This is a genomic window from Flavobacterium tructae, assembly GCF_001853485.1.
Classification (GTDB): Bacteria; Bacteroidota; Bacteroidia; order Flavobacteriales; family Flavobacteriaceae; genus Flavobacterium; species Flavobacterium tructae.
Map to the genome: position 1 here is coordinate 1234036 of NZ_MIKE01000011.1, position 23381 is coordinate 1257416.

Here is a 23381-nt window from a genome sequence, read left to right on the forward strand (position 1 = left end):
TAGTAACACCTTGTTAATGATATCTTAACATAGGTGATGGATCTTTGCATTCGAAAAATTAAGGGATCAGAAAACAAAAAGAATGAAAATAAAACTAATAGCAATTCTGTTGCTAATTACTTGTGTATCAAACGCACAGGATTTAAGTAAAGAAGAGGTAAAAAAAGAAGTAGTACGTCTTCTTGATTCAATCAACAAAGCAAAATTGCCGGATACTGAATCCGAAAAGAATGATGATGAAACGAATAAAGATCGTTGGTACGACAAGATTTCTTTAAGAGGTTATGCACAGATACGATACAACGGTTTGTTTTCTACAAATGATAAAGTATCGTGTGATCAGTGTGACAGATCATGGGGGACAACTTCTACGGCCCCGGATGCAAAAGCAAACAATGGTTTATTTATCAGACGTGCACGTTTAGTGTTTTCCGGTCAGGTTCATCCAAATGTATTTTTTTATTTTCAACCTGATTTTGCGAGTTCTCCGGTTACAGGAGTTCAGAATTTTGTTCAGGTTCGTGATTTATATTTTGACCTTTCTTTTGATAAGAAGAGAGAGTACAGATTACGTGTCGGGCAGAGTAAAATACCATACGGTTTTGAGAATATGCAGTCAAGCGGACAGCGTTTAACTTTAGATCGAAACGATGCGTTAAACAGTGCCATATTAAACGAGCGCGATTTAGGAATGTTCTTTTATTGGGCACCGGCTAAAATCAGAGAGCGTTTTGAAATGTTGGTAAAAGACGGTTACAAAGGATCAGGTGATTATGGTGTTTTCGCTTTTGGAGTTTATAATGGACAGATTGCGAATAGATTAGATGGAAACAGAGATTTGAATGTGGTGGCAAGAGTAACGTACCCATTTGTAATTGGAAGTCAGATTATCGAACCCGGAATTCAGGCTTATGCCGGAAAATGGGCTTTTTCAGGTGAAATTTCATCAGGAGTTAAAGTGAACAATTCGCAGCACGTAAAAGATCAAAGGGTTGGAGCAACTTTTGTACTGTATCCAAGACCTTTCGGAATTCAGACAGAGTACAATATCGGAAAAGGACCAAGATACAATTCAGTAACAAACGCAGTCGACGAAACAGATCTGGACGGTGGTTATGTTTTACTGAACTACAAATTAGATATTAAAAAACAAGTTATTTATCCTTTCGCCAAATTTCAATATTACGACGGAGGGAAGAAATATGAGAAAGATGCCAGAAGTTATGTCGTTAGAGATTATGAATTTGGTATAGAATGGCAGCCTCTAAAAGCCTTTGAACTTACGGCGGAATACGTGATTGCCGACAGAACTTTCCAGGACAGTGCACTTCCTGTGAACAGACAACAAGGAAACTTATTGCGTTTGCAGGCACAGTTTAACTTCTAGTTTTCATCCTCAAAAACGGTAAACAAAGTATCCCAGTCTATCGTATCGTTAAATTGAGTCAGACCTTTAAACGACTTTACTTTTGAAAGATCTTCAATCGTAAAGTCGTCTTGCATTGCATAAGGTACTAAATTTTCTTTCTGAAGCTTTATGGCCAGATATTCCTGCTCGTATTGCCCCGGAGTTGGAATAAAAAAGGCTTTCTTGCCTAATTTTGCCAAATCCATTACAGTCGTGTAACCGGAGCGGCATAAGACAAATTCACTTTCGTTAAAAGTCTGCTCCAGCTGTTTAGAATTCATGAAATTATAATACGTAACATTTCCGGCTTGCCATTTGGTTTGTATTTTTTCCACAATACCTTGAACAAACACTACTTTACCTTTATAATTGACAACTTCTTTCTGTAATTTTTCGTCCAAAAAAGTACGCTGAGGTTCAGGTCCTGATAGGATAATCATCAGATCATATACTTTTGGAGTGTCCTTTTTACGCATTCTGCTCAATGGACCAATATATTTTAATTTTAGATCATCCGTTTTAAGATGCCCCAGTTCTCCGGTTAGATTTACCGTGTCATTGGTGTCCGGAACCCAGCACTCTGTGTATTTTTTTATGATATGCTGATGGCATTTACTGGTGAACCAGGTGGTGTTCCCGGTCATGACATTCAATTGATGTGTCATAAAAACGGAAGGAACTTTTTTACTGAAAACCCCTAGTCGGTTATCCGAAATAATACCGTCTATTCCGTGTTTTTTGATCCAGCTTTTTACGATTTTTTTTTCGTCAAGGATGGCAACAATCATTTTTGGCAGGTTTTTAATCAGCTTCCATTTGAAGTTTTTAGCATTCTTGGCGTATTCGATATGATAAGATGGTAATTCAAGGGTTTGAATGTATGGAAACTCTTTTCGTAACAATGCTAACGCAACACCGTCAGAAGCAATTATCGGGATGTAATTGTTTTCCTGAAGTGCTTTTATAATAGGGATGCATCTTGTCGCATGACCTAATCCCCAGTTTAATGGAGCAACTAAAATTGTTTTGTTCGCAGAATAGTCAATGCTCATAGTGTAACACTTTTTAAAAACGAAGATAAAGAAATATGCTTTTTATGTTATTTCGTACGTATTACTAAATTATTAACTCTATAAGGGTCTTCAGCCCATATAATTCGTTGTTTAGGTTGTGGAATTAGTAGTGTTTGGAAGGAAAAGTTACTTGTATGTTAACGAATATTTGGTTTCTCAATAAACAAAAAAAGGAGTTACTGTAAGTAACCCCTTTCAGATATTGGTAAAAGGAACTTTAATCCTGAATATAGGTTTTGTTTCCATTTTTATTAATGTAGTATTTACCGCCTTTTGGTCCGGTATATACTTTTTTTCCATTGTACTCGCCAGTTACTTTATCGGCTACTTTTGGAGCTTTTTCATTTGTTTCTTTTATTGTTTTCGAAACTGTTTTTTTCGCAGCAGTGGCGTCTTTTTGTGCTGCTTTTGAAGCTTCAGTTGCTTTTGCTGCTGTTTTTGTTGCCTCAGCTTTTACACCGGCGGCTTTTGTGCTTGCCGCTTTGTCAGCAGTTTTTGTGGCTTTTACAGCATCAGTTTTTGCTTTTGTGGCCTCGTTTTTAGCTTTGGTTGCCTGTTTGTCGGCCGTTTTTTTTGCTGCGCTTGCAGACTCTTTTGTCGCTTTTGCTGCCGCTTTGCTGGCATCATCAGCTGCCTTTTTGGATTTTGCAGTTTCTTTTTTAGCGTCTGCTTTCGCTTTATCTGCTTCCGCTTTTTTCTTTTTCGCAGCAGCCTCGGTTTTGCTTTTCACTGCTTTTGTAGTTACATCTTGCCCATAGAAATTAGAAGACAGAAGAACTACAAAACAAAGTACTAATAATTTTTTCATAATGTTACAAGTTTAAATTCCTACTAAAATTAAACAATTTATGAATATGATTTTCGTAAACTGTTAAAAATAAGCGCGGAGCTGTATGTTTCCGGTGTGAATTACCGGACCAGTCTCACTCTTTCGTCCCTGATAATTTAAATTCACATCTAAAAACTGAGTTATATTTTTTTGTAAAAGAAACTTCCACACCAGATTTTGTCCGGCCTGTAGCCCTTCGAGCATTTGAAATCCTACTGATGAAAATTCATTTCCTGTGAATTTATTCCGGTAAAAAGAAAATTCTCCGTTTACCGTTATTTTTTTTTCTCCCGCAAACGAAAAAGAAGTTCCCAATCGATTTTGAACCAGAGTTTCAAAATTTCCTATCTGATTTTCTTTGTTCTGAAACTCAAAAAAGAAATCCAGACTGGTGTTTTTTGAGAACAAATAACTCACTTTGGGAGCCATTTGGTAGCCTGTGATATCATAATTTTTTTCGACAAAATCTTCAGAAACCAGGTCGGTTTTAATCGTTTTGGTAAAGAAGTTAAACAGCCAGCTTTTTCGATACAAATGAGTGTATTGCAATTGATGTGAATTGTTTTGAACATTTTGCGATCCGATCGAAAGCAGGCTTTTACCTTTATTGACCAAATAAGTATAAGTAACAGAATGTTTTTGTTTGCCGCGTTTATAGTATAGACTATTTCTGAAACTCGAATTAAGTCCCAGAATATTTTCTTCTGAAGAATTAAACGGATTCAATTCCAGACGCTCTCCCTGACTTTTTACTTTACGATCCATGATAAAGGATGTCTGATTGTAAAAATAAGAGAGGAGTTTTTTGAAACCAGTTTCGTTCTGCCATTGCAATGGGTTTAATGCCACAGATTGGGAGAATCTATTTTGATTGGTTTTGATGTACACCCGATTTGGTAAAAAGATTCGGATGTAGCGAGCCTGATCGGGAAAGGCTGCAATTTCAAATTCTTCTAGTTCCTGAATTCCGTTTCCGTTGTAATCGTTCCAGGTATAAACACCCTGACCCGTCGGAACTTCAATATAGGTAAACTCCTGTTGGGCGATCGTTCCTGAACTGGTTTCATAGGTGGTTCCAATTTGCACAAGCTGATTAAAAAAACGATCGTTATAAAGTATTCTGGAGTTTAACGAAGGTTCATTTTTTCGGGAAGCATCTGTAAAATCCAATTTGCGATAGCTGGCATATACGGCCAGATCCGTTTTCTTATTCTGAATCAATTTTGATTTTAAAAAGTAAGTTTGAGAATTGTTTACATGCTTTAAAAATCCGTTTTGCAAACTATCGTTTCGACGTTGCAAATAACCAATTTCAACAAAAACTTTAGTGCTGTCACCACGGCCAATAAAAGCACCATATTCTGAAAATCTTTGGCTTAAAGCCGAAAACTGATTAGTGATTTTATTCTTCTGCTGATTGTTTTCAAGCTGCATACTGGCGCCGACCCAGTTTTTACCAAAATGATATTTAGTTCGGGTTTGATTCCGGATAAATTTTGAAGTAGAATTTATAGCATCTGAATTCAGGAAGCTGCCCCTGTTTTCGATCGTCCATTGCTGCAGTTTAAAAAGTGCTGTTGAGGTGTGACGCGATCCGGAATAACTTTCGGAGTAATCTAACTTCTCAAATTGATAGGTAAACAATCCAATATTGGAAGTCTCTTTTTTGGCAAATAAATCAAAATTTAGTCCTGTGATCAACATGTTTTGGTTCCCCAAAAGTATCTCGTTTAAATTCCAGTCACGGTTGAATTCGATATTGTACAAACGCTCAACAGACCTAAAATCTTCCTGAACGAATTGATAGTTTGCAAAGGCATCCAAGGACCAGCTTCGTGTAAAAAGACGTTTTTTGATGTTGGTTTTAATAGCGATACCGTCATTATTAGCATCATCTATTTTAGAGAACAGGTTTTTGTCGTTGTTGCTTACTGCAATCTCAAAGTCAACCAGGGTCTTTTCGTCCGGATTGTATTTTCCTAAAAAGGTAGCAACTTGCAATTTTATAGGGGCGACCAGATTTACAAGTGGTTCATAATTTCCTTGTAAAATTCCGTTAACAGGAGCTACATATTCATAAATGCGTTCTACCGAATTGTTGTTCTGAATGATGTAATTACCCGTATTGTTTCCGACAAGACTAAATTTTACGTTGTATAAAACAGTGCTCGCATCTTTTGAATATTCATAAATTTCGACAGAATTGACTAGCTTTTTTTTGTAAAGTATTTTAGTATCGGCATAGCTGTCTTCATAGGCCGAAGGAGCTTTCATTAAATTCGGATCATCTCCGGCCTGACTTAAAATCTGAACCTGCTCTTTTGAAAGATTTTGCTGTAAGGGCTGATTCTTCATGTCGTTTTCAGAATAGAGATAACCGCCAAAACTCCAGTTTTTGCTTTCGTGAGTTCCGCCTGCGTAGGTCACGAGTCTGTTGTAATTTCGTTCAGAATACTGGTACTCTACATTAATTCGCATTTCGGAAGTAATCGTAAAAAGAGAAGTGAAAGTAATTTCACCGGCATTATAGTCGATCACATAATCGTTATTTTCTCCACGTTTCAGTAAAACACCATTGACGTAAACACGCTCAGAGCCTGAAATTACCAGAACATATAATTCACCATTTTGTCCTTTTAATTTATATGGTCCCTGATTTCCTTCCTGGCCTGTAAAAGTACTTTTGGCATATTGTCCCTTTACAAAAGCGACCGAAGCAAAAATGTTGGTTTTGTTTTCGTCGGTACCAAAATTAAAACTGGCCGAGAGCCCCTGAACTTTTTTATTGAAATTTAAAAACTGAGTTTTTCTGTTCTCTAAAAAAACATCTCCGGCTCGAATATTCCAGTCGTCTGTGAAAAGTTCCATGAAGATATTATCAAACTGATCCAGTTTTTGAGAGTAACCGCCATCCTGAAGGGGGATATTGCTGTCTTGTAAGGAGGCTCGTAAACTAATTTTGTCGGATATTTTTCCTGTGATCTGCAAATCCAGATTGGAATTTAGAACAGTGTTTTGGTTGTTTCCAACAGTTACCCCTCTTGTAATGCTTCCGGATGTATTTAAACCATCAAACGGAGTGACTTTTTTGGTGACAGCATTATCAATTTTATACAGCTTTTCAGTACCAATGTCGTTGGATACGACCTGATTTGATTTGTATAAAGTATATTCCCTGGTGAGAAAATCGGGGTACTTTAAATAATTGACCAATAAAGTATCACCTGTTGTGACAAGTTTTTCATTGAGGAGTAGAGTACCTTTTTTAAAATCAACTTTATAAAAGGTAGAATCGAGAGGTTCGTTTTTGGTATTGAAAAGCTGAAAGAATCCCGAATTGATACTTACTTCTTCAAGATGAATAGTATCCCGACGGGCAATTATTTTCCTGGTTTTGTACGAAGATACCGTTTCCTGTGCCTGAAGCCCGGAAAACCAGATGAAAATAGTAAGAACCAGTAATTTTTTCAACATAAATACTTTAACTCTCAAAAATCAAAAGTAGTATTTATAATTGGGAAATAAAGAGTCTGTAATTCAGACTAACTTATGATTGATCAGCGTTATCTTCCGCTTCTAATCTGGCAGCACATCGTCATAAAAATAGAAAGTGCTAAAACAAGAGCGGTTCCCGTTTTGATCATGCTGCCGGCACGTTCTGAATTGTAAAAGAAGTAGGCCAGATAAAGACAGCTTATAACAGCAATGCTATATTTGAGTATAAAAAGTTTCATGTTTTTAAGGGTGATTTAAAAATAATAATCAGCTGTTTTGAATTCAGGTACTAAGAGTTTCTTGTGAAAATTAGTAGTACAGCGATTATTGCTATAGCGGTGCATATTGAATTGGGGTTTGCAAAATTTATGGTCCACCTAAGTTGCTTAATTTTTTTTGCAGGAAATAATCTTTTATCCAGAGGATTGTAATAAAAAATTCCCCAAATCCAATTATTTGGATCGCGGTTCCAGTTGTTTTGGGTTTCTTTTGTAGGTTTAGTATTGAAATCCATTATTTTCGAGGGTTAAGTTTTTATCAGAGGAGGGGGATTTTGATAAAATGATTTAACTGTTTTTTCTACTAAAGCGATATCCTAATGCTATAATAATGATCAAAAGGCAGAGAAATAAGACTGGTCGGGTCATGGTTTTTTGGGTTTAGTGTTTTTGGTGTTAATCAAATTCCTGGGCGTGGTTAAGCACAAGAAATTATTTATTTGTTTTTCGGTGGCGCTAATTTAACATTTTGTAAGGTTCTCTATTATGTGATTATCGGGTATTTTTAATAAGAAATTGGCATATGTTTTTTTATTTTAAAAATTATTTGTTTTTTGTGAGTATATATATGTAAAAGTGTCCTCTATTATTTTGGACGGAAAAATTTGCTAAATCATGAATGTAATTGTAGGAAACAAGCTTAAAATACTTCGGAAAAATAAGAGAATGTCACAGGAAGAAGTGGCAGATTTTCTTCATATCTCACAATCAGCATATGCCAGAATGGAAAGTGGTGAAAGCAGTTCATGGGCGAATCATATTTTAAGAATCTGCGAAATTTTTGAGATAATTCCCGAGGATTTATTGAAAGTTGAACATAAAAAACAGGATCTGAATGGAGAGGGTTCCTCCACTACCACCGCTCATTTATCGGGTAAAATAATTGAGGAATATGAAGAACGTATAAAAGAGTTGAAACAAACCATTCGCGATCTGAAGAAGGTGTAGTTTTTATTTTAAGAAATAGAAGAAAAGTAGTTAAAATAGTATTTTTTTTTAGCTTTGCACGGAATGTAACAACCTTAAACAATGGATTCCAGTAAAGAACTTTTATTCTTTTTTAGTGCATTAGGAGCTTTTAACGGAATTATCTTAAGCATCTATTTCTTCTTTTTTACTAAAAAAAGATTTCTTACAAACTATTTTTTAGGAGGCCTTTTGTTTGCTTTAAGTATACGAATCGCAAAATCAGTATTTGTTTATTTTAATCCAACTTTACCCAAAATGTATTTGCAGATTGGGCTGACAGCTTGCTTTTTCATAGGTCCTTGTTTGTACTTTTTTCTAAAATCAGCTGTAGATGAAATAAATGTAATGCCAAAATCCTGGAAACTCACGTTTCTATTTTGGGGGATCCTTAGTGTTTTAGCTGGTGTTATTTTTCCTTATGAATATTATCCGGAACTTTGGAGTTTTCGTTTTATCAGAATTATTTATCTGCAATGGTTTATTTATATTGTCGCTTCAGGGTTTACCATTAAAGCAATTCTGAAAAAAATCTTTAGCAGAAAAGAGAAAACGTCTCCATCTGAAATGTGGTTTGGAATGCTCTTTTTAGGTATCCTTTTACTTTTCGTTTTTTATTTTCTTGCTTTAATTGGAGCACCGGCCGCAATTTATATCAGCGGTGCAGTTGTTTTTTCTTTTATTCTATACTTAGTGGTATCAATCCTTTTGTATCGAAAGAGGACTGATGATTTATTTCTGTTAAATGGTACAAAAGGTGCTGTAAAAAAAATAGATACTGAAGAGGCAGGAGTTTTATCTCAGAAGTTAGAAAGTGTAATGAATGAAAAAGCATTGTATAAAAATCCAAATCTTTCACTGCAAGATCTGGCTAAAGAGGTCAATATTACCAGCCATCAATTATCACAGTTTTTAAACAATAATTTAGGTAAGAACTTTACCAGTTTTGTAAATGAATTCAGAATTAGAGAAGCCCGCGAAATTATAATTTCAAATGATAAGCTTACTTTAGAAGCTATTGGTTACGATGTTGGTTTTAATTCCAAATCGACATTTTTTGCGACATTTAAAAAGTATACCGGAAAAACGCCTTCTTATTATCAAAGTGCAGATTTTAGAAACTCAAACCAAGTGTGAATTTATAAAATTGTACTCCTGATTTCTATTTTGAAGATCTCATAACGTGATTTACTGCTGACTTTTGTTCCAATAAAAGTCAAATTTTAATTACCACAAACGATGAGATCTGTTGTTACTCTTTATTCCTGTTTTTTATTTTTCTGTTCTATAAGCTCAAAAGCACAATCTAAACCAACAAATCAAGATAAGGTTTTAGATCAGATTGATGAGTTAAAGGAAGTGGTCATAAAAAGCCAGCCGTCATTGATAAAACATGGAGCAAACGGAACTGTTGAGGTTCAGGTCGCAAATACATTACTTTCTACAAGCAGTTCTGTTACTGAATTATTAGGGAGAGCTCCAAATGTTATTGTGGCTGATGGGCAAATTAGTGTGCTGGGTAAAGGTGAAGCAATTATTTATCTCAATGGAATTCTGATTAACAATGAACGATTTGCCGCAATTCCGGTTTCGCAAATTTTGAAGATTGAAGTTGTTTCTAATCCTTCCTCAAGATATGATGCCGAAGGAAAAGCAGTGATCAATATTATTACCAAAAAGAATATTGAAAGCGGAATTATGGGGACAGCAAGTCAGCAAATTACTGTTTCAAAATTTGCCGGAACCAGCACCAATACACTGCTTGATTTTAATTATACAAAAGGCAAATTCTCCTTTGTAACCAATTACGGATTGCAATTAGGAAAAGGTCGGGAATTATTATATACCACAAGAACAAGATCCAGTACCGACGAGTATATGCAATCAAAACTGACTACAGATTGGCAAAGACAATTTAACAATTATTCCAATTTTGGATTTGGATTACAATATGCCTTCTCGGACAAACAGTACATTACGTTGGGATATAGCGGTAATGTCGCGGACCTAGGGGGAGCCGTAAAGAGTCGAAATACAATAACAAATAACATTGGTAATAGCCTTTACAGTACTAACATTTCTAAAAATGATGTGTTGTTAAATCAGTTCATTAATTTAAATTACAATCTGGTAACGGATGATCTGGGTTCGTCATTATTTGTGGGCACCCAATATTCTAATTATAATGGAAATGTTAAGGATTTCATTGATGAAAATGGTCTGGTCGATAGCTTTCTGACCGAAAAATACTTGAAGAACAATGTAGAAAACACTACAAATATTACAAGCATACAGTCAGATTATGCTAAAAAGATCGATGAAGATACAACATTAGAAATGGGAGCTAAATTTAGCCGTGCTGCGATTAATTCTAAAACGAATTTTCTGGTATCAAAAGTAAAAGAAGGCGATTTTGAAGTTGACACAGAGCTTTCAAGTGATTTTAAATACGATGAAAAAATTGGTGCGGCTTATTTTAGTTACCTGTCATCATTAAGTGAAAAGTTTAGTTATTCACTTGGTGCCCGTGGGGAGTGGACCAATTACGATTTGCGTACCAATGCTAACGGAAATCAGGAATTTAAAAAAAGTTATGCGAATCTTTTTCCAAACGTTCTGTTGAATGTGAAGGTTTCGGATGAATTTAAAGCACATGTTTCTTATGTCTCCAGAATAACAAGACCGCGGTATCAGTCTTTAAATCCATTTGTTATTTACCAGGATCCTTTTACGACCATAGAAGGAAATCCTGATTTGTTGCCGGAAAAAGTTCATGCTTTTGAAATTGGCGCATTCTACAGAAAATTCGATTTTAAAATAGGATATACACATAAAACAGATCCTATATCCGGAGCCGCTTTGCGAGGAGATAATCCGAACAGTTATATCTTAAGATCGATAAATTTTGATAGAGAAAATACTTTTTTTGCTTCTCTTTCAAGATCGTTCAAGAATAAAATTTGGAGCTCTGTAAATACGGTAAGTGTAAGTTACAGCAAAGCGGTTGATCATAAATATTCGTATGAATTTGGGGCTGTTAAACCGCAGTTGTATTTGTATTCGAACAATACATTTACAATCCCTAATCTGTTCAAAATTCAACTACTTGCCTGGTATTTGGGAGACAGAAGCTACGGATTAGGTCATGATGATGATCGGTCAATAGTAACTATTGGGATTGAAAGAAACTTTTTTGATGATGCATTAAAACTAAATTTTACAGCGAATGACATACTCCACAAATTTAGAACTTCCGGAAATTATAATGTTGGACAAACCGAAATCTATTATCACAGGACCTATACAACAAATTATTTCAGACTGGTTGCGACCTATACTTTTGGAAACTCAAAGAAACAAACATTTAGGAAATTGAAAACAGAAGAAGTAGAGAATAATAGAGCACGATGATTGAAATGAAAAAGCATCACTTATTCAATTAGTAAAACACTATCATTTTTTTCATTTCTTTAGTCTATTGGGTTTTTAACTGTATATTTTTTCTTTCTAATAGTAATTGTTTCATTTTTTCATCTCCGATTTGAGATCGTCGGTTTTTTAAGAAGTAGGGGTAAAATTTTTTCTTGTTGACTTTCAGTTCCGGGTATTTTTGGAAAAGTTTTTCCTCAGCTGCTTTAAAAGCAATTAGATTGCGAACTCTTTTTCCAAAATCAACGTATCCTGTTTTTTCCTTGGCTTTTGCAAAATCTTTGAAATTTTTAAATTTATTTAGTTGTAAGTCTTCCGTGAATTTTTTCTCTAAGGTTTGATTTACATTGTCTCGAGGATATTTTAAAACATCTTCCCAGTACTTGTTGTAGGCTTTATCCATCGACTCAAATAGAGGGTCGTTTTTTAATTCTTGTGAAATTTCTCCGTTCTTGTTAATCATTTCATCTTTTGCACAGGATAAAAAAGAGAGAGATGACACTAAGAGGAGCATTGCAAATGATTTAATTTTCATAGTGGAGCAGTTCTTAGTTAATGTAGAATTTTTCTTTTATTAAAGTTAAACTGCTTTCGGGGAAATTGTCAGCCGAAAATCGGTTATTTAAAACCTGTTTTTAAATAATTGTAAAACAATTCCTATATTTATACGCAAGAAAAGTATCAATCATGAATAAGACTGTAGGGGAAAAATTAAAGATGCTGCGTAAAGCGAAAAATATGTCACAAGAAGAAGTAGCAGACAGTCTTCATATATCACCATCGGCTTATGCAAGAATGGAACGCGGAGAAAGTACTTCCTGGGCAGTTCATTTTAAAAGGATTTGCGAGGTTTTTGAAATAGCACCAGAAGAATTAGTGCGAGAGGAGATAGGGGTTAAAACTTATGAGAGTTTGATGAATATTGATGAATTGATAGACTATTCTATGCTTGGTGTTTATCGAAAGATTATCAGAAAATACGAATTAGAGATTGAAGATCTTAAAAGTATAATTAAACATTTGAATAAAGGACAGGAATAAAAAAAGCTTCACCAGTAAAGTGAAGCTTTTTAAGTATATGAATTATATAATTAACGTATAATGTAGATTTAGTTAATTTCTTTAGTAACGATTTGCATCGTTTCGCGGCTTACTTGTTTTAATAAAACGGCTTTGTTTTCTTCTACCGTTTGTGCCGCTTGTTCTGTAAAATGACGAATGGTATACAAAGTCACATTCTCGCTAAATTCTACTTTGAATTTTTTCGAAAGAATGGCGTTCAGGTCATTAAAATTCCCAAATTTATCTTCCACACAAACCGAAAAACTAATGGCAGAATTCTGAATCAGATTTACTTTTATTTTAAATTGGTGAAACAAAGCAAAAATCTCGCTGATATTCTCTTCCATAATAAAAGAAAAATCAATCGAAGAAAGAGAAATTAAAAGTTGTTCTCTTTTTACGATAAAACAAGGATATTGCGGCTCCAAATCGACACCTTTAGAAACACAAGTCCCTTTTAAAAGTGGATTAACAAAAGATTTTACGTACAACGGAATTTCCTTTTTCTGTAAAGGCTGCAATGTTTTTGGGTGAATTACAGTAGCTCCGTAGAAAGCCAGCTCGATCGCTTCACGATAAGAAATCTGGTTTAATAAACTTGCATTCTCAAAATAACGCGGATCGGCATTCATAACTCCCGGAACGTCTTTCCAAATTGTAACACTTTCTGCATTTAAGCAGTAGGCAAAAATTCCGGCAGTATAGTCAGAACCCTCACGACCTAAAGTGGTAGTAAAGTTGTTCTCATCGGCACCTAAGAATCCCTGAGTAATGTTTAGAACTTTACGAGGAACATTTTTACTGATGTTTTGTTGTGTAACCTCCCAGTCTACTTCAGCATCACGGTAGTTGGCATTGGTTTTGATAAAATTTCGAACATCCAGCCATTGCGTTTGAATGCCCATAAAATTCATAAAATGGCTTAAGATAGTCGTTGAAATCAATTCTCCGAAGCTCACAATCTGATCGTAAACAAAATTATAGTTTGGGGATTTATTGTGTGCCAGGAAATATTCCAATTCAGAGAATAGCGCTTTTACAGCAGTAAAAACAGCATGTTCTTCGTTCTCAAACAAATCCAGTAAAATTTGATTGTGGTATTTCTTTATTTCCTGTACGGATGAACTCAGTTCTGATGATTTATCAAAATAATTTTTGATTACTACTTCAAGAGCATTTGTCGTTTTTCCCATTGCGGAAACTACTAAAATCACATCTTCATAACCTACTTTTTGTAAAACGTCGTATACGTTTTTAATTCCTTCGGCATCTTTAACCGATGCTCCACCAAATTTAAATACTCTCATTTTTAATTTTAGATTTTTTATTTCAGATTTCAGACCGGATGAAATCTTGTATGTGTTATCATTTTTTCTGCCATGAATCTATCCTAATTGGAGAAATTCGTGGCAAAATATTGTTCTTTATAATTTTTCTAAAAACGAATTAATTCCCGTTTCGTCCATTTGAACAACTCTCCAGTCCTCAAGGATTTTTGCACCCGAATTCTCGTAGAATTTTACAGCAGGAGTATTCCAGTCCAAAACATTCCAATCGATTCGGAGAACATTATCCCGCTTTCCCTGTTTGATGATTTCGGCATAAAGTGCAGACCCTAAACCTGTACCTCTCATCTTTTCTTTAACGACCAAATCTTCAAGATGTATTGTTTTTCCTTTCCAGGTCGAGTATCGGTAATAGTAGAATGCGATTCCAACAATTTCTTTATGATTTTCGTCAGTATCAATTTCTGCAACAAACACATGAAACAGTGGTTTTTCACCAAAACCGTCACGTATTAAATCTGCTTCTGTAATCACTACGGCATTTGGTTCTTTTTCGAATATTGCCAACTCCTGTATTAATCCCAGAACCGATTTCATGTCTTCAGGATTCCCTTTTCTAATATTCATATATTCTTATTATTAAGCATTTATTGGCTAAAAAAGTATTCTTTTGCTCAGTACTTTAGGGCTTTATTTAGCAAATATACAATAGTGGCAAACTAACGAAATAATTTTTAAACCATTCTCACAAAAAAAACGATATTTGTGACTTAAAAACAAAATTACAACGATTTAGTAATGGAAGAACGCAATAAAACACTGGGAGAGTTTATTATTGAGAACCAAAAAGCATTTCAATATTCGTCGGGGGAGCTTTCCCGAATTATCAATTCTATACGTTTGGCGGCCAAGGTCGTAAACTATAAAGTAAACAAAGCTGGATTGGTGGATATCATTGGCGCTGCAGGAGAGCAGAATGTTCAGGGTGAAGACCAGCAAAAATTAGATGTATATGCAAACGAAGTATTTATTCAGACGTTAATTAACCGTGAGATTGTCTGTGGTATTGCTTCAGAAGAAAACGACGATTTTATTACTGTTCAGGGGAGCGACAACAGTCATAATAATAAGTACGTGATCTTAATGGATCCGCTGGACGGATCTTCAAATATCGATGTGAATGTATCAGTGGGAACCATTTTTTCGGTTTTCAGAAGAATTACACCTATCGGAACTCCGGTTACAAGCGAGGATTTTTTACAACCGGGAGTCAATCAGGTAGCAGCAGGATATGTTATTTACGGAACGTCGACGATGTTGGTATACACCACAGGTCATGGCGTAAACGGTTTTACCTTAAACCCGGCGATTGGAACATTCTATCTGTCACATCCGAATATGAAGTTTCCGAAAAATGGAAATATCTATTCTGTAAACGAAGGGAATTATGTTCACTTTCCACAAGGAGTAAAAAATTACATTAAATATTGTCAGAGAGAAGAAGAAGACAGACCTTATACTTCAAGATATATCGGAAGTTTAGTTTCTGATTTTCATCGAAATATGATAAAAGGCGGAATTTATATTTATCCAACCAGTTCAAAAGCACCAAAAGGAAAATTGAGATTGTTGTACGAATGTAATCCGATGGCTTTTATCGCAGAACAGGCAGGAGGAAAAGCAACAGATGGTTTTGGAAGAATTATGGAAATACAGCCAACTGAATTGCACCAAAGAGTTCCGTTTTTCTGCGGAAGTTACAATATGGTCGAAAAAGCAGAAGAGTTTATGGCGGAAACAGAGTAATCTCCGTTTTTCGTTTAATTTAAACCCGACAGGTTTTTAAAACCTGTCGGGTTTCTTTTGCGGTAAATTTTAGTTTCGGTTTAAAAACAGAAAACCCGACAGTTTTGAACTGTCGGGTTTATATTTTATTTAGTTTTAACGATCAGTCTGAAAACTGAAAATTGCGACTGAATACTATTTATGCATGTGTTGCATTTCGTAAACAAAAGTATCACCGTCTACTTTTTTGTCGACTAATGATAATGCTTTAGAAATAATATAGTTTACGTTGCTTGGTGTAAAACCTAAAGCGATACCTAATTTTCGTAACATCACTTCTTGTTGGTCTTCAAGATGGTGATCTACGTGTACCATTCTTGTTAAATCATACAAACGTTCTAAACGCTGTACGTGCAAATAAGGAGGATTGATAGGGTATTTTAATGGGTCGTTAAGAATTTCTTCGTATTCAGTTTCTGAAATTTCTAAACGTGCAGCCAATTTGTCCAAGAAATTTTTTTCTTCAGGATGTACAATTCCATCAGCTAGTGCTACACGAACAATAGCAGAAAAGTGACCTTTGTTTCTTTGTTTGAATTCGCTATCAAATAAATCTGAAAATGACATAATTATGGTTTTTTTTATCCTACAAAGATAATTTTTATTTTAAATTATTAATTTTAAAGTTCTCATAAAATTTAACTTAATTTTTATCGGTTGTTTTAGTTTGGGACAGCTGTAATTGTTCAAAATAAATCGTAAGTTTACAACCCCTAATCATTATAATAGAGTACCCTTATGTCAGAATTTTGGATTTATTTTCAAATAGGATTAAAGCATGTTTTAGATATTAACGCTTATGATCACGTTCTTTTTTTAATTGCATTAACAACCCCTTATTTGTTTAAAGACTGGAAACGTATTTTGCTTCTTGTTTCTGTTTTTACAATTGGTCATACGCTGGCTTTATTGCTTTCTGTTTACGGAATTATTGCGATAAAAGTAAATACTGTTGAGTTTTTAATCCCCATAACGATTTTAATTACCGCAGTTTTTAATCTTTTAACAGCCGGAAAGAACTCTAAAAATGATGGTTTGAATGTAGTATTTTTTGTGACCTTATTTTTTGGAATTATACACGGACTTGGATTCTCGAATTATTTCAAAACAATTTTAGGAGGATCACCTGGTTCAAAATTACTACCTTTAGGAGAATTTGCTTTAGGAATTGAAGCAGCACAACTGGTTGTGGTTTTTGTAGTTTTGATACTATCTTATATTGTGCAGACCATATTTCGTTTTTCAAAACGTGATTGGGCACTTGTAATGTCGGCTTTTGTTATCGGAGTGGTTATTCCTATGATTATTGAAAGTCCAATTTGGAACAGATAAAATAAATGAAGAAAAAAAAATTAAATAAATACGATAAAGCCTATCTGAGGATTGCCAAAGAATGGAGTTTGTTGTCGTATTGCAAACGAAAGCAGGTAGGTGCTATTATTGTAAAAGACCGGATGATTATTTCGGATGGATACAATGGTACCCCGTCTGGTTTTGAAAATTGCTGTGAAGATGAGGAAGGATTAACCCGTTGGGACGTTCTTCATGCCGAGGCAAACGCCATTTTGAAAGTGGCAAGATCAACGCAATCCTGTGAAGGAGCGACCTTGTATATTACACTTTCGCCTTGCAAAGAATGCAGTAAATTAATACATCAGTCGGGTATAAAAAGAGTGGTGTATCATGACGGATATCGTGACGATTCCGGAATTCAGTTTTTAATAAAAGCAGGTGTCGAAGTTGAACATATTCCTGTTTTAGAAGAGTAAATGAAATTTAATTCAAAATATTTACCACTTGTTATCGGAGCAACCTTAGCTCTGGGTATCGTTCTCGGAAGCCTGATGAATGCTCCCGCAGATGATCAGCTTTTGGCTAAAAATTACTCAAAAACCAAACTGAATAAGCTGATCGATTTTATCAATAATGAATATGTTGACAGTATCAACACCGATTCAATTGTAAATCTTACGGTCGACAATATCCTATCAAAATTAGATCCGCATTCCGTTTATATTCCGCCAACAGAACAGGCCGAAGTAGCCGAAAGCATGAAAGGGGATTTTGTAGGGATTGGGATTAATTTTTACATGTACAAAGATTCTGTTGCCATTATAAAACCAATTGAAAATGGGCCTTCGGCAAAAGCCGGAATAAAGTCGGGTGACCGTATTCTTTTTGCCGGAAAAACCAAACTGTTCGGACGCAGATTGTCTTCAGATATTTTGTTTTCTAAGTTAAAAGGATTAAAAGGATCTGAGATTGAACTGACTGTTTTTAGAAGATCAGAACAAAAGAAACTTAAGTTTAAAGTAAAAAGAGATATTATTCCGATCAGAAGCGTTGATGCTTCATTGCTGTTGGGGAATAATGCCGGATATATCAAAATCAATCGTTTTGCCGAAACTACCTTTAATGAGTTTAAGAGTGGTCTGGATCGATTGAAGCAAAAAGGAATCGAGTCGCTGGTGATTGACCTTCGTGACAATGGTGGTGGTTATATGGAAGAAGCCATTGCAATTGCAGATGAATTTTTAAAAGACAAACAACTCATCGTTTTTACTAAAAATAAAAACGGTACAACCGAGAAGACTTATGCAACCAAAGCAGGCAGTTTTGAAACCGGAAAAGTGTATGTGCTGATTAATGAAAACAGTGCATCGGCCAGTGAAATTCTGGCGGGAGCATTGCAGGATAACGACCGAGGGACCATTGTAGGCCGACGTTCTTTTGGAAAAGGTCTGGTGCAGCGTGAAATGGATTTCAACGACGGATCGGCAGTGAGGCTGACCGTGGCTCGTTATTACACCCCAACCGGAAGATCGATTCAGAAGCCTTATAAAAAAGGAAATGAAGATTATTTTAAGGAATCTGAAGCCCGTATAAAATCAGGCGAACTTTATGCAAAAGACAGTATAAAAGTGGCCGATTCTTTAAAGTTTAAAACGCCAAAAGGTAAAATTGTATATGGCGGTGGCGGAATTGTTCCTGATGTTTTCGTGCCGATAGAGGCCGAGCATGGGAATGAAAATGTGGCCTACCTGATGCAAACCGGAATTGTGGGGCATTTCGTTTTTGAAGAATTGGATAAAAACAGAGGTGTATTTGCCGGACTCCATTTTAATGAGTTTTTGGCAAAGATGAAGAGTTCTGATCTGTATTTTAAAAAGTTTAAAACCTATGTGTTGTCAGCCGGTTTAGATTTGAAATTTGACAAAACCAAAGCGTTGGTAAATCGATATATCACTGCTGAGTTTGCCAGACAATTGTATGGCGAATTGTATTACTACGATGTTATTTTAAAAGAAGATGCCATGATCAAGGCTGTTTTGAAACCAAACAAGTAATCCCTAATCTTCATCAGATGAAAATAGAAACTATTGTAAATGCTGAGATTGAACTATTAACGGCTATGAAAAGTGCAGATATTCCAACTTTGGAAAAGATGCTGCATGACGATTTACTTTTTAATTTACCGGACGGACAAACCATTACGAAAGAGTTTGATTTAAATTCGTATCGTTCAGGTAAGATGCAAATAGATGCATTAGAAGCTTCAGATCAGACTGTAAACGTAATTGATGACTCGGCTGTAGTTGCGGTAACGATTTTATTAAAAGGAAGCTTTAATCATGATCCCTTTAACGGAACTTTCAGATATATCAGGGTTTGGAAACAGTTTGATGAAAATCTGAAAGTAATTGCCGGAAGCTGTATTCAATTGCAGTAAAAAAACGATCTAAGCTGGATTTTGTTAATCTGCGGTGCTTTTGTGCTAATTTTCCAGGGTTTTATCGAATACTGTCGTGAGCATGAGTTTGCACACCGTTGTTCCATAAAGTTAAGATGTCTGTCGCTACAGCGGCGCCGCTTCCTGCTGCAATCGCTAATTGACTTCTCCAGCCTGCCAGAGTTCCAATAACATAAATACCGTCGGCAACCTTGTGGTCGTCGTTTTTAAGTTGGATTCGCTGTTTTTCTGGAAGTGCTTTCTTGTGTGGCTCGATATAGTGCATCAAGCCTTCTATGTCAAAAGTATTCGCTGAACCAATGCCAACTACGATACTTTTTGTTTTATAAGAGTTTTTGTTGGTAGTTACGATGAAGTCCGGGTATGAACCCTCAACTTTAACTACCTTTTCGTTTTCTATCTGAGTGATATGCGGATAAGTTTTGGCTAAATCCTGAGTACTTTCTACTAACAAATCAGATCCCAGTTTGCCGGGTGTAATGCCGTAAGCATTGTAAAAAATGGCTTCCTGTAGAGAAGAGTTTTTTTGATGTGTAAAAATTCCGATTTTTTTGTCGGTTACAAAAGCTTTGTTTTTGGCTGATCCCAATACAAGAGCACAGGACATGCCTGAAACACCTCCGCCAATAATTAAAACATCAAACATAAGATTATCGTCCGTTTGTTTTTTCTTCAATTCTTTTAGAGATTCTAAAAATCAAAAGAATTAAAACGGCGCAGAATGAAGCAGCGATTCCAATAAAAGCAACTACACTGTCTCCCTGAAAAGGATTTTTGAAGTCCAGTAGCGTAATATTAAAAACGATTAATGCCAAAGCCAAAAGCACTAAAATTGAAGTAAAAATTTTCATAATGGTTGTTTGTTTGTCTAAAATAATAAAGTAGAACCGTCAGATGTGAAAAATATCTTAAAGTTATATTTTAGAAATTTTATGGGGTAAATTTATAAAAATAAATGTTAGACAAACAAACCTTTAACATTAGCAGCAAATAATTTAACAGCAATTGCTAAAAGGATTACTCCAAATGTCTTGCGAACTACGCCAAGTCCGTTTTCTCCTAATAAATTTTCTATTTTTTTAGAAGATTTCAAAACAATGTAAACCAGAATAATATTTAGTAAAATGGCAATAATAATGTTAATAGTATGAAACTGAGAGCGTAATGATAATAAAGTAGTCATTGTACCGGCGCCAGCAATTAAGGGGAAGGCCAAAGGAACAATCGAGGCTGATCCCGGTTCTTCGTCACGATAAATTCGGATTCCTAAAATCATTTCCAAAGCCAGAAAGAACAATACAAAGGAACCCGCAACAGCAAAAGAATGTACGTCAATTCCAATAAGATGCAGAAAACCTTCTCCGACAAAAAGAAAAGTAATCATGATCAGACCGGCTACAATTGAAGCTTTCTCTGAATCTATATGGCCAACTTTCGCTCTCAAATTTAATATAATCGGAATTGATCCTACAATATCGATTACGGCAAAAAGTACCATTCCAACGGTGATAATTTCCTTAAAATCAATTTCTAACATAATTTTTTTATTTACTGTTTAGAGATGTGCAAAAGTAGATAATAAAGTTAATGCTTTTTTGTGATATAGTGAAAGGGCTGTATTTTTGTTATAAAAACACGTGTTACTGCTTAAAAAAGTGATTTTTGTAACAATTGCTAAGTTGTTTTGCATATTTGCAAGGCGTTTGGTGAAAAATGTTGCGACGGTTTTTCGTCCATGACCAACATAAAGTGTTTTGGATGAGAATCTCTTGGGTAAGTATGAGAAAAGATTAGGCAGAATATCTGCTTTCTTTGCGTATCTTTGCACTTTATAAATTACAGTATTTCAATATCATGTTTCAATTAGGGAAAACCATTATTTCAGAAGATATTCTTGAAAAAGAATTTGTGTGCAACTTGTCAGCTTGTAAAGGAGCTTGCTGTGTTGATGGAGATGCCGGTGCGCCTTTGAGCGAAGCTGAGACTAAAATTCTGGAAGAAATCTATCCTAAGGTAAAACCTTTCTTGCGAAAAGAAGGGATTGCTGCCATCGAAGCTCAGGGAACCTGGGTAAAAGGAACGGATGGTGATCTTGAAACGACTCTGATTGATAATAAAGACTGTGCTTATGTTATTTTTGATGGCAAGACCGCGCTTTGCGGAATTGAGCAGGCGTACAATCAGGGAATCGTAGACTGGAAAAAACCTGTTTCCTGTCATTTGTATCCAATCCGGGTGAAAGACTTTACAGAGTTCGCTGCTGTAAACTATGACAAGTGGGACATTTGCGACGATGCCTGTTCGTTAGGTAAGGAGTTGGAAGTTCCGGTGTATAAATTTGTCAAAGAAGCATTAATTCGCCGTTTTGGACAGGACTGGTATTTGGAGCTTGAAAAAGTTGCAGAAGAGCTCAAAAAATCGTAAAAAATCGGTAGCCATTACCATTGCTGGGAAGTGTTCGGATTTTGATTAAAAAACATTTAAGAAGTCAGGTTAAAACTTTTAAAAACATTTAAAATTTTCTTGCTTTTTGTTTCAAAAATTCTATATTTTACTTCCAAAAATGAGATGAAATTTAACATTAATTTGCTTGTTTTCAGTATTTTAGTTATTGTATGAAAAATATCTCATTTTCGGTGTGTTGTTAAAAACTACGCCCGATTGTGAATAAGTTTGACTTTTATTTTCGGCAACAAATGACAATCTTTGTAGTCTACTGAATGAGCTAAAATTTAGTATAAAAATTAAAGAAAAATTTCATGTTACAAGTCGAGCCAATATTACAAGAAAACAAAAATCGTTTCGTTATTTTCCCAATAAAACACCATGATATTTGGGAATGGTACAAAAAGATGGAGGCTAGTTTCTGGACTGCCGAAGAAATCGATTTGCACCAAGACTTGACTGACTGGAATAATAAATTAAGTGACGACGAAAGATACTTTATCAAGCACATTTTAGCTTTTTTTGCAGCTTCTGACGGAATTGTAAATGAAAACCTTGCAGAGAACTTTGTAAATGAAGTTCAATATGCCGAAGCTAAATTTTTCTATGGCTTTCAAATTATGATGGAGAATATTCATAGTGAGACTTATTCTTTATTAATTGATACCTATGTAAAAGATGAAGCAGAGAAAGCGGAATTGTTTAATGCTTTAGAAGTTTTTCCTGCGATTGGTAAAAAAGCAGAATGGGCTTTAAAATGGATCGAATCAGATTCGTTTGCTGAAAGACTAATTGCTTTTGCAGCAGTAGAGGGGATCTTTTTCTCAGGTGCTTTCTGTTCAATTTATTGGTTGAAAAAACGTGGTTTAATGCCAGGTTTAACTTTTTCGAATGAATTGATTTCGCGTGACGAAGGTGTACACTGTGATTTTGCAGTGCACTTACACAATCATCACCTGGTTAATAAAGTGCCAAAAGACAGAATTAAAGAAATCATCGTTGATGCTTTAAATATCGAAAGAGAGTTTGTAACAGAATCTCTTCCGGTAAGTTTAATAGGAATGAATGCTACTTTAATGACGCAATATCTAGAATTTGTTGCGGATAGATTATTAGTGGAATTAGGTTGCGAGCGTGTGTATGGATCAGCGAATCCGTTCGATTTCATGGACATGATCTCTCTTCAGGGAAAAACTAATTTCTTTGAAAAACGTGTTGCGGAGTATCAAAAATCAGGTGTGATGAACACAGATAGTGATGCTCAGAAAATTTCATTTGATGCAGATTTTTAGCCAACAGCAATAAATTTAGTGTATACCAAAACACTAAAAAAATAAATCATTTTATAAGATTGAATCTTCATCCCAAATCGTTGATTCAAGTACAATTTTTAATGCCTTTCAGTTTGTTTTTCAAACTGGAAAGAGACAACTATTGAGAATCCTGCAATTCTCAAAAAATAATTTAAAAACACACAATGTTTAAGCCTTGGAAATCGTTATTCCCGAGACTTT

The 23381-nt window shown here is 35.1% G+C and carries 23 protein-coding genes; 12 read left to right on the forward strand and 11 right to left on the reverse strand.

Annotation, left to right across the window (positions count from 1 at the left end):
- The first annotated feature begins 82 nt into the window (after positions 1 to 82).
- A complete protein-coding gene (locus tag BHE19_RS07315; RefSeq protein ID WP_070906514.1) occupies positions 83 to 1387 on the forward strand; it encodes a porin in 1305 nt (434 codons plus the stop codon).
- Here the strand turns inward: BHE19_RS07315 and BHE19_RS07320 are convergent.
- From BHE19_RS07320 to BHE19_RS22745, 4 genes are all read right to left on the reverse strand, one after another.
- Complete coding sequence (locus BHE19_RS07320) at positions 1384 to 2460, reverse strand: glycosyltransferase (protein ID WP_017496203.1); 1077 nt, start codon at positions 2458 to 2460, stop codon at positions 1384 to 1386. The genes BHE19_RS07315 and BHE19_RS07320 overlap by 4 nt on opposite strands.
- A 238-nt stretch (positions 2461 to 2698) precedes the next feature.
- The gene (locus tag BHE19_RS07325; RefSeq protein ID WP_070906515.1) at positions 2699 to 3289 is read right to left on the reverse strand and encodes a hypothetical protein; all 591 of its coding nucleotides are present in this window, start codon (positions 3287 to 3289) and stop codon (positions 2699 to 2701) included.
- 63 nt (positions 3290 to 3352) lie between these two features.
- Positions 3353 to 6784 carry a hypothetical protein gene (locus BHE19_RS07330; RefSeq protein WP_070906516.1) on the reverse strand — a complete coding sequence of 1144 codons (3432 nt, stop codon included), beginning with the start codon at positions 6782 to 6784 and terminating at the stop codon, positions 3353 to 3355.
- Positions 6785 to 6873: 89 nt separating this feature from the next.
- Positions 6874 to 7044, reverse strand: coding sequence for a hypothetical protein (locus tag BHE19_RS22745; protein ID WP_017496200.1), 171 nt, complete (start codon positions 7042 to 7044; stop codon positions 6874 to 6876).
- A gap of 654 nt (positions 7045 to 7698) precedes the next feature.
- On the opposite strand from BHE19_RS22745, the gene BHE19_RS07340 reads away from it, so the two are divergent.
- The 3 genes from BHE19_RS07340 (at position 7699) to BHE19_RS07350 (ending at position 11460) form a co-directional block, all read left to right on the forward strand.
- Complete coding sequence (locus tag BHE19_RS07340; RefSeq protein ID WP_017496198.1) at positions 7699 to 8031, forward strand: helix-turn-helix transcriptional regulator; 333 nt, start codon at positions 7699 to 7701, stop codon at positions 8029 to 8031.
- An 81-nt stretch (positions 8032 to 8112) separates the two neighbouring features.
- A complete protein-coding gene (locus tag BHE19_RS07345) occupies positions 8113 to 9186 on the forward strand; it encodes a helix-turn-helix domain-containing protein (protein WP_070906518.1) in 1074 nt (357 codons plus the stop codon).
- Between the two features lie 102 nt (positions 9187 to 9288).
- Positions 9289 to 11460: an outer membrane beta-barrel family protein gene (locus BHE19_RS07350; protein WP_070906519.1), complete on the forward strand. Its 2172-nt coding sequence runs from the start codon at positions 9289 to 9291 to the stop codon at positions 11458 to 11460.
- Positions 11461 to 11524: 64 nt separating this feature from the next.
- Here the strand turns inward: BHE19_RS07350 and BHE19_RS07355 are convergent, their stop codons facing one another.
- A complete protein-coding gene (locus BHE19_RS07355) occupies positions 11525 to 12013 on the reverse strand; it encodes a hypothetical protein (protein WP_123923409.1) in 489 nt (162 codons plus the stop codon).
- A 152-nt stretch (positions 12014 to 12165) separates the two neighbouring features.
- Here BHE19_RS07355 and BHE19_RS07360 point away from each other — a divergent pair, with 152 nt between their 5' ends.
- Complete coding sequence (locus BHE19_RS07360; protein ID WP_070906521.1) at positions 12166 to 12519, forward strand: helix-turn-helix domain-containing protein; 354 nt, start codon at positions 12166 to 12168, stop codon at positions 12517 to 12519.
- Positions 12520 to 12587: 68 nt separating this feature from the next.
- Here the strand turns inward: BHE19_RS07360 and BHE19_RS07365 are convergent, their stop codons facing one another.
- Both BHE19_RS07365 and BHE19_RS07370 read right to left on the reverse strand, forming a co-directional pair.
- Positions 12588 to 13847, reverse strand: a complete 1260-nt coding sequence (locus tag BHE19_RS07365; RefSeq protein ID WP_026109956.1) for an aspartate kinase — start codon at positions 13845 to 13847, stop codon at positions 12588 to 12590.
- A 117-nt stretch (positions 13848 to 13964) separates the two neighbouring features.
- The gene (locus BHE19_RS07370) at positions 13965 to 14453 is read right to left on the reverse strand and encodes a GNAT family N-acetyltransferase (protein WP_017496191.1); all 489 of its coding nucleotides are present in this window, start codon (positions 14451 to 14453) and stop codon (positions 13965 to 13967) included.
- Positions 14454 to 14624: 171 nt separating this feature from the next.
- Here BHE19_RS07370 and fbp point away from each other — a divergent pair, with 171 nt between their 5' ends.
- Positions 14625 to 15632 carry a class 1 fructose-bisphosphatase gene (gene fbp / locus BHE19_RS07375; RefSeq protein ID WP_017496190.1) on the forward strand — a complete coding sequence of 336 codons (1008 nt, stop codon included), beginning with the start codon at positions 14625 to 14627 and terminating at the stop codon, positions 15630 to 15632.
- Between the two features lie 174 nt (positions 15633 to 15806).
- On the opposite strand, the gene BHE19_RS07380 is transcribed toward fbp, so the two are convergent.
- Entirely contained in the window at positions 15807 to 16238 is a 432-nt protein-coding gene (locus BHE19_RS07380) for a tellurite resistance TerB family protein (protein ID WP_017496189.1), read from the reverse strand.
- Between the two features lie 171 nt (positions 16239 to 16409).
- Here BHE19_RS07380 and BHE19_RS07385 point away from each other — a divergent pair, with 171 nt between their 5' ends.
- From BHE19_RS07385 to BHE19_RS07400, 4 genes are read left to right on the forward strand one after another with little or no spacing between them, the layout of a single operon-like run.
- Positions 16410 to 17003 carry a HupE/UreJ family protein gene (locus BHE19_RS07385; RefSeq protein ID WP_017496188.1) on the forward strand — a complete coding sequence of 198 codons (594 nt, stop codon included), beginning with the start codon at positions 16410 to 16412 and terminating at the stop codon, positions 17001 to 17003.
- A gap of 5 nt (positions 17004 to 17008) precedes the next feature.
- On the forward strand, positions 17009 to 17440 hold the full coding sequence (locus BHE19_RS07390; protein WP_017496187.1) for a deoxycytidylate deaminase: 432 nt from the start codon (positions 17009 to 17011) through the stop codon (positions 17438 to 17440).
- Positions 17441 to 19018, forward strand: a complete 1578-nt coding sequence (locus tag BHE19_RS07395; protein WP_070906522.1) for a S41 family peptidase — start codon at positions 17441 to 17443, stop codon at positions 19016 to 19018.
- A gap of 17 nt (positions 19019 to 19035) precedes the next feature.
- The gene (locus BHE19_RS07400; protein WP_070906523.1) at positions 19036 to 19401 is read left to right on the forward strand and encodes a nuclear transport factor 2 family protein; all 366 of its coding nucleotides are present in this window, start codon (positions 19036 to 19038) and stop codon (positions 19399 to 19401) included.
- A 61-nt stretch (positions 19402 to 19462) separates the two neighbouring features.
- Here BHE19_RS07400 and BHE19_RS07405 read toward each other — a convergent pair whose 3' ends face one another.
- The 3 genes from BHE19_RS07405 to BHE19_RS07415 all read right to left on the reverse strand — a co-directional run bounded on the left by BHE19_RS07405 (position 19463) and on the right by BHE19_RS07415 (position 20959).
- The gene (locus tag BHE19_RS07405) at positions 19463 to 20068 is read right to left on the reverse strand and encodes an FAD-dependent oxidoreductase (RefSeq protein WP_070906524.1); all 606 of its coding nucleotides are present in this window, start codon (positions 20066 to 20068) and stop codon (positions 19463 to 19465) included.
- A gap of 4 nt (positions 20069 to 20072) precedes the next feature.
- A complete protein-coding gene (locus BHE19_RS07410) occupies positions 20073 to 20273 on the reverse strand; it encodes a hypothetical protein (protein ID WP_017496183.1) in 201 nt (66 codons plus the stop codon).
- Between the two features lie 107 nt (positions 20274 to 20380).
- Positions 20381 to 20959 (reverse strand): MarC family protein, encoded by a 579-nt coding sequence (locus BHE19_RS07415; protein ID WP_070906525.1) that lies wholly within the window; start codon positions 20957 to 20959, stop codon positions 20381 to 20383.
- A gap of 317 nt (positions 20960 to 21276) precedes the next feature.
- On the opposite strand from BHE19_RS07415, the gene BHE19_RS07420 reads away from it, so the two are divergent.
- Positions 21277 to 21846 (forward strand): DUF3109 family protein, encoded by a 570-nt coding sequence (locus BHE19_RS07420; RefSeq protein WP_017496181.1) that lies wholly within the window; start codon positions 21277 to 21279, stop codon positions 21844 to 21846.
- A 335-nt stretch (positions 21847 to 22181) separates the two neighbouring features.
- A complete protein-coding gene (locus BHE19_RS07425; protein WP_070906526.1) occupies positions 22182 to 23159 on the forward strand; it encodes a ribonucleotide-diphosphate reductase subunit beta in 978 nt (325 codons plus the stop codon).
- The last annotated feature ends 222 nt before the right edge of the window (positions 23160 to 23381 follow it).

Coding starts and splice junctions, on each gene's coding strand:
- BHE19_RS07395 (WP_070906522.1), top strand. CDS start 17,441: ATGAAATTTAATTCAAAATATTTACCACTTGTTATCGGAGCAACCTTA.
- BHE19_RS07410 (WP_017496183.1), bottom strand. CDS start 20,273: ATGAAAATTTTTACTTCAATTTTAGTGCTTTTGGCTTTGGCATTAATC.
- BHE19_RS07320 (WP_017496203.1), bottom strand. CDS start 2,460: ATGAGCATTGACTATTCTGCGAACAAAACAATTTTAGTTGCTCCATTA.
- BHE19_RS07385 (WP_017496188.1), top strand. CDS start 16,410: ATGTCAGAATTTTGGATTTATTTTCAAATAGGATTAAAGCATGTTTTA.
- BHE19_RS07420 (WP_017496181.1), top strand. CDS start 21,277: ATGTTTCAATTAGGGAAAACCATTATTTCAGAAGATATTCTTGAAAAA.
- BHE19_RS07390 (WP_017496187.1), top strand. CDS start 17,009: ATGAAGAAAAAAAAATTAAATAAATACGATAAAGCCTATCTGAGGATT.
- BHE19_RS07400 (WP_070906523.1), top strand. CDS start 19,036: ATGAAAATAGAAACTATTGTAAATGCTGAGATTGAACTATTAACGGCT.
- BHE19_RS07425 (WP_070906526.1), top strand. CDS start 22,182: ATGTTACAAGTCGAGCCAATATTACAAGAAAACAAAAATCGTTTCGTT.
- BHE19_RS07350 (WP_070906519.1), top strand. CDS start 9,289: ATGAGATCTGTTGTTACTCTTTATTCCTGTTTTTTATTTTTCTGTTCT.
- BHE19_RS07370 (WP_017496191.1), bottom strand. CDS start 14,453: ATGAATATTAGAAAAGGGAATCCTGAAGACATGAAATCGGTTCTGGGA.
- BHE19_RS07365 (WP_026109956.1), bottom strand. CDS start 13,847: ATGAGAGTATTTAAATTTGGTGGAGCATCGGTTAAAGATGCCGAAGGA.
- BHE19_RS07360 (WP_070906521.1), top strand. CDS start 12,166: ATGAATAAGACTGTAGGGGAAAAATTAAAGATGCTGCGTAAAGCGAAA.
- BHE19_RS07340 (WP_017496198.1), top strand. CDS start 7,699: ATGAATGTAATTGTAGGAAACAAGCTTAAAATACTTCGGAAAAATAAG.
- fbp (WP_017496190.1), top strand. CDS start 14,625: ATGGAAGAACGCAATAAAACACTGGGAGAGTTTATTATTGAGAACCAA.
- BHE19_RS07330 (WP_070906516.1), bottom strand. CDS start 6,784: ATGTTGAAAAAATTACTGGTTCTTACTATTTTCATCTGGTTTTCCGGG.
- BHE19_RS07315 (WP_070906514.1), top strand. CDS start 83: ATGAAAATAAAACTAATAGCAATTCTGTTGCTAATTACTTGTGTATCA.
- BHE19_RS07380 (WP_017496189.1), bottom strand. CDS start 16,238: ATGTCATTTTCAGATTTATTTGATAGCGAATTCAAACAAAGAAACAAA.
- BHE19_RS22745 (WP_017496200.1), bottom strand. CDS start 7,044: ATGAAACTTTTTATACTCAAATATAGCATTGCTGTTATAAGCTGTCTT.
- BHE19_RS07355 (WP_123923409.1), bottom strand. CDS start 12,013: ATGAAAATTAAATCATTTGCAATGCTCCTCTTAGTGTCATCTCTCTCT.
- BHE19_RS07405 (WP_070906524.1), bottom strand. CDS start 20,068: ATGTTTGATGTTTTAATTATTGGCGGAGGTGTTTCAGGCATGTCCTGT.
- BHE19_RS07345 (WP_070906518.1), top strand. CDS start 8,113: ATGGATTCCAGTAAAGAACTTTTATTCTTTTTTAGTGCATTAGGAGCT.
- BHE19_RS07415 (WP_070906525.1), bottom strand. CDS start 20,959: ATGTTAGAAATTGATTTTAAGGAAATTATCACCGTTGGAATGGTACTT.
- BHE19_RS07325 (WP_070906515.1), bottom strand. CDS start 3,289: ATGAAAAAATTATTAGTACTTTGTTTTGTAGTTCTTCTGTCTTCTAAT.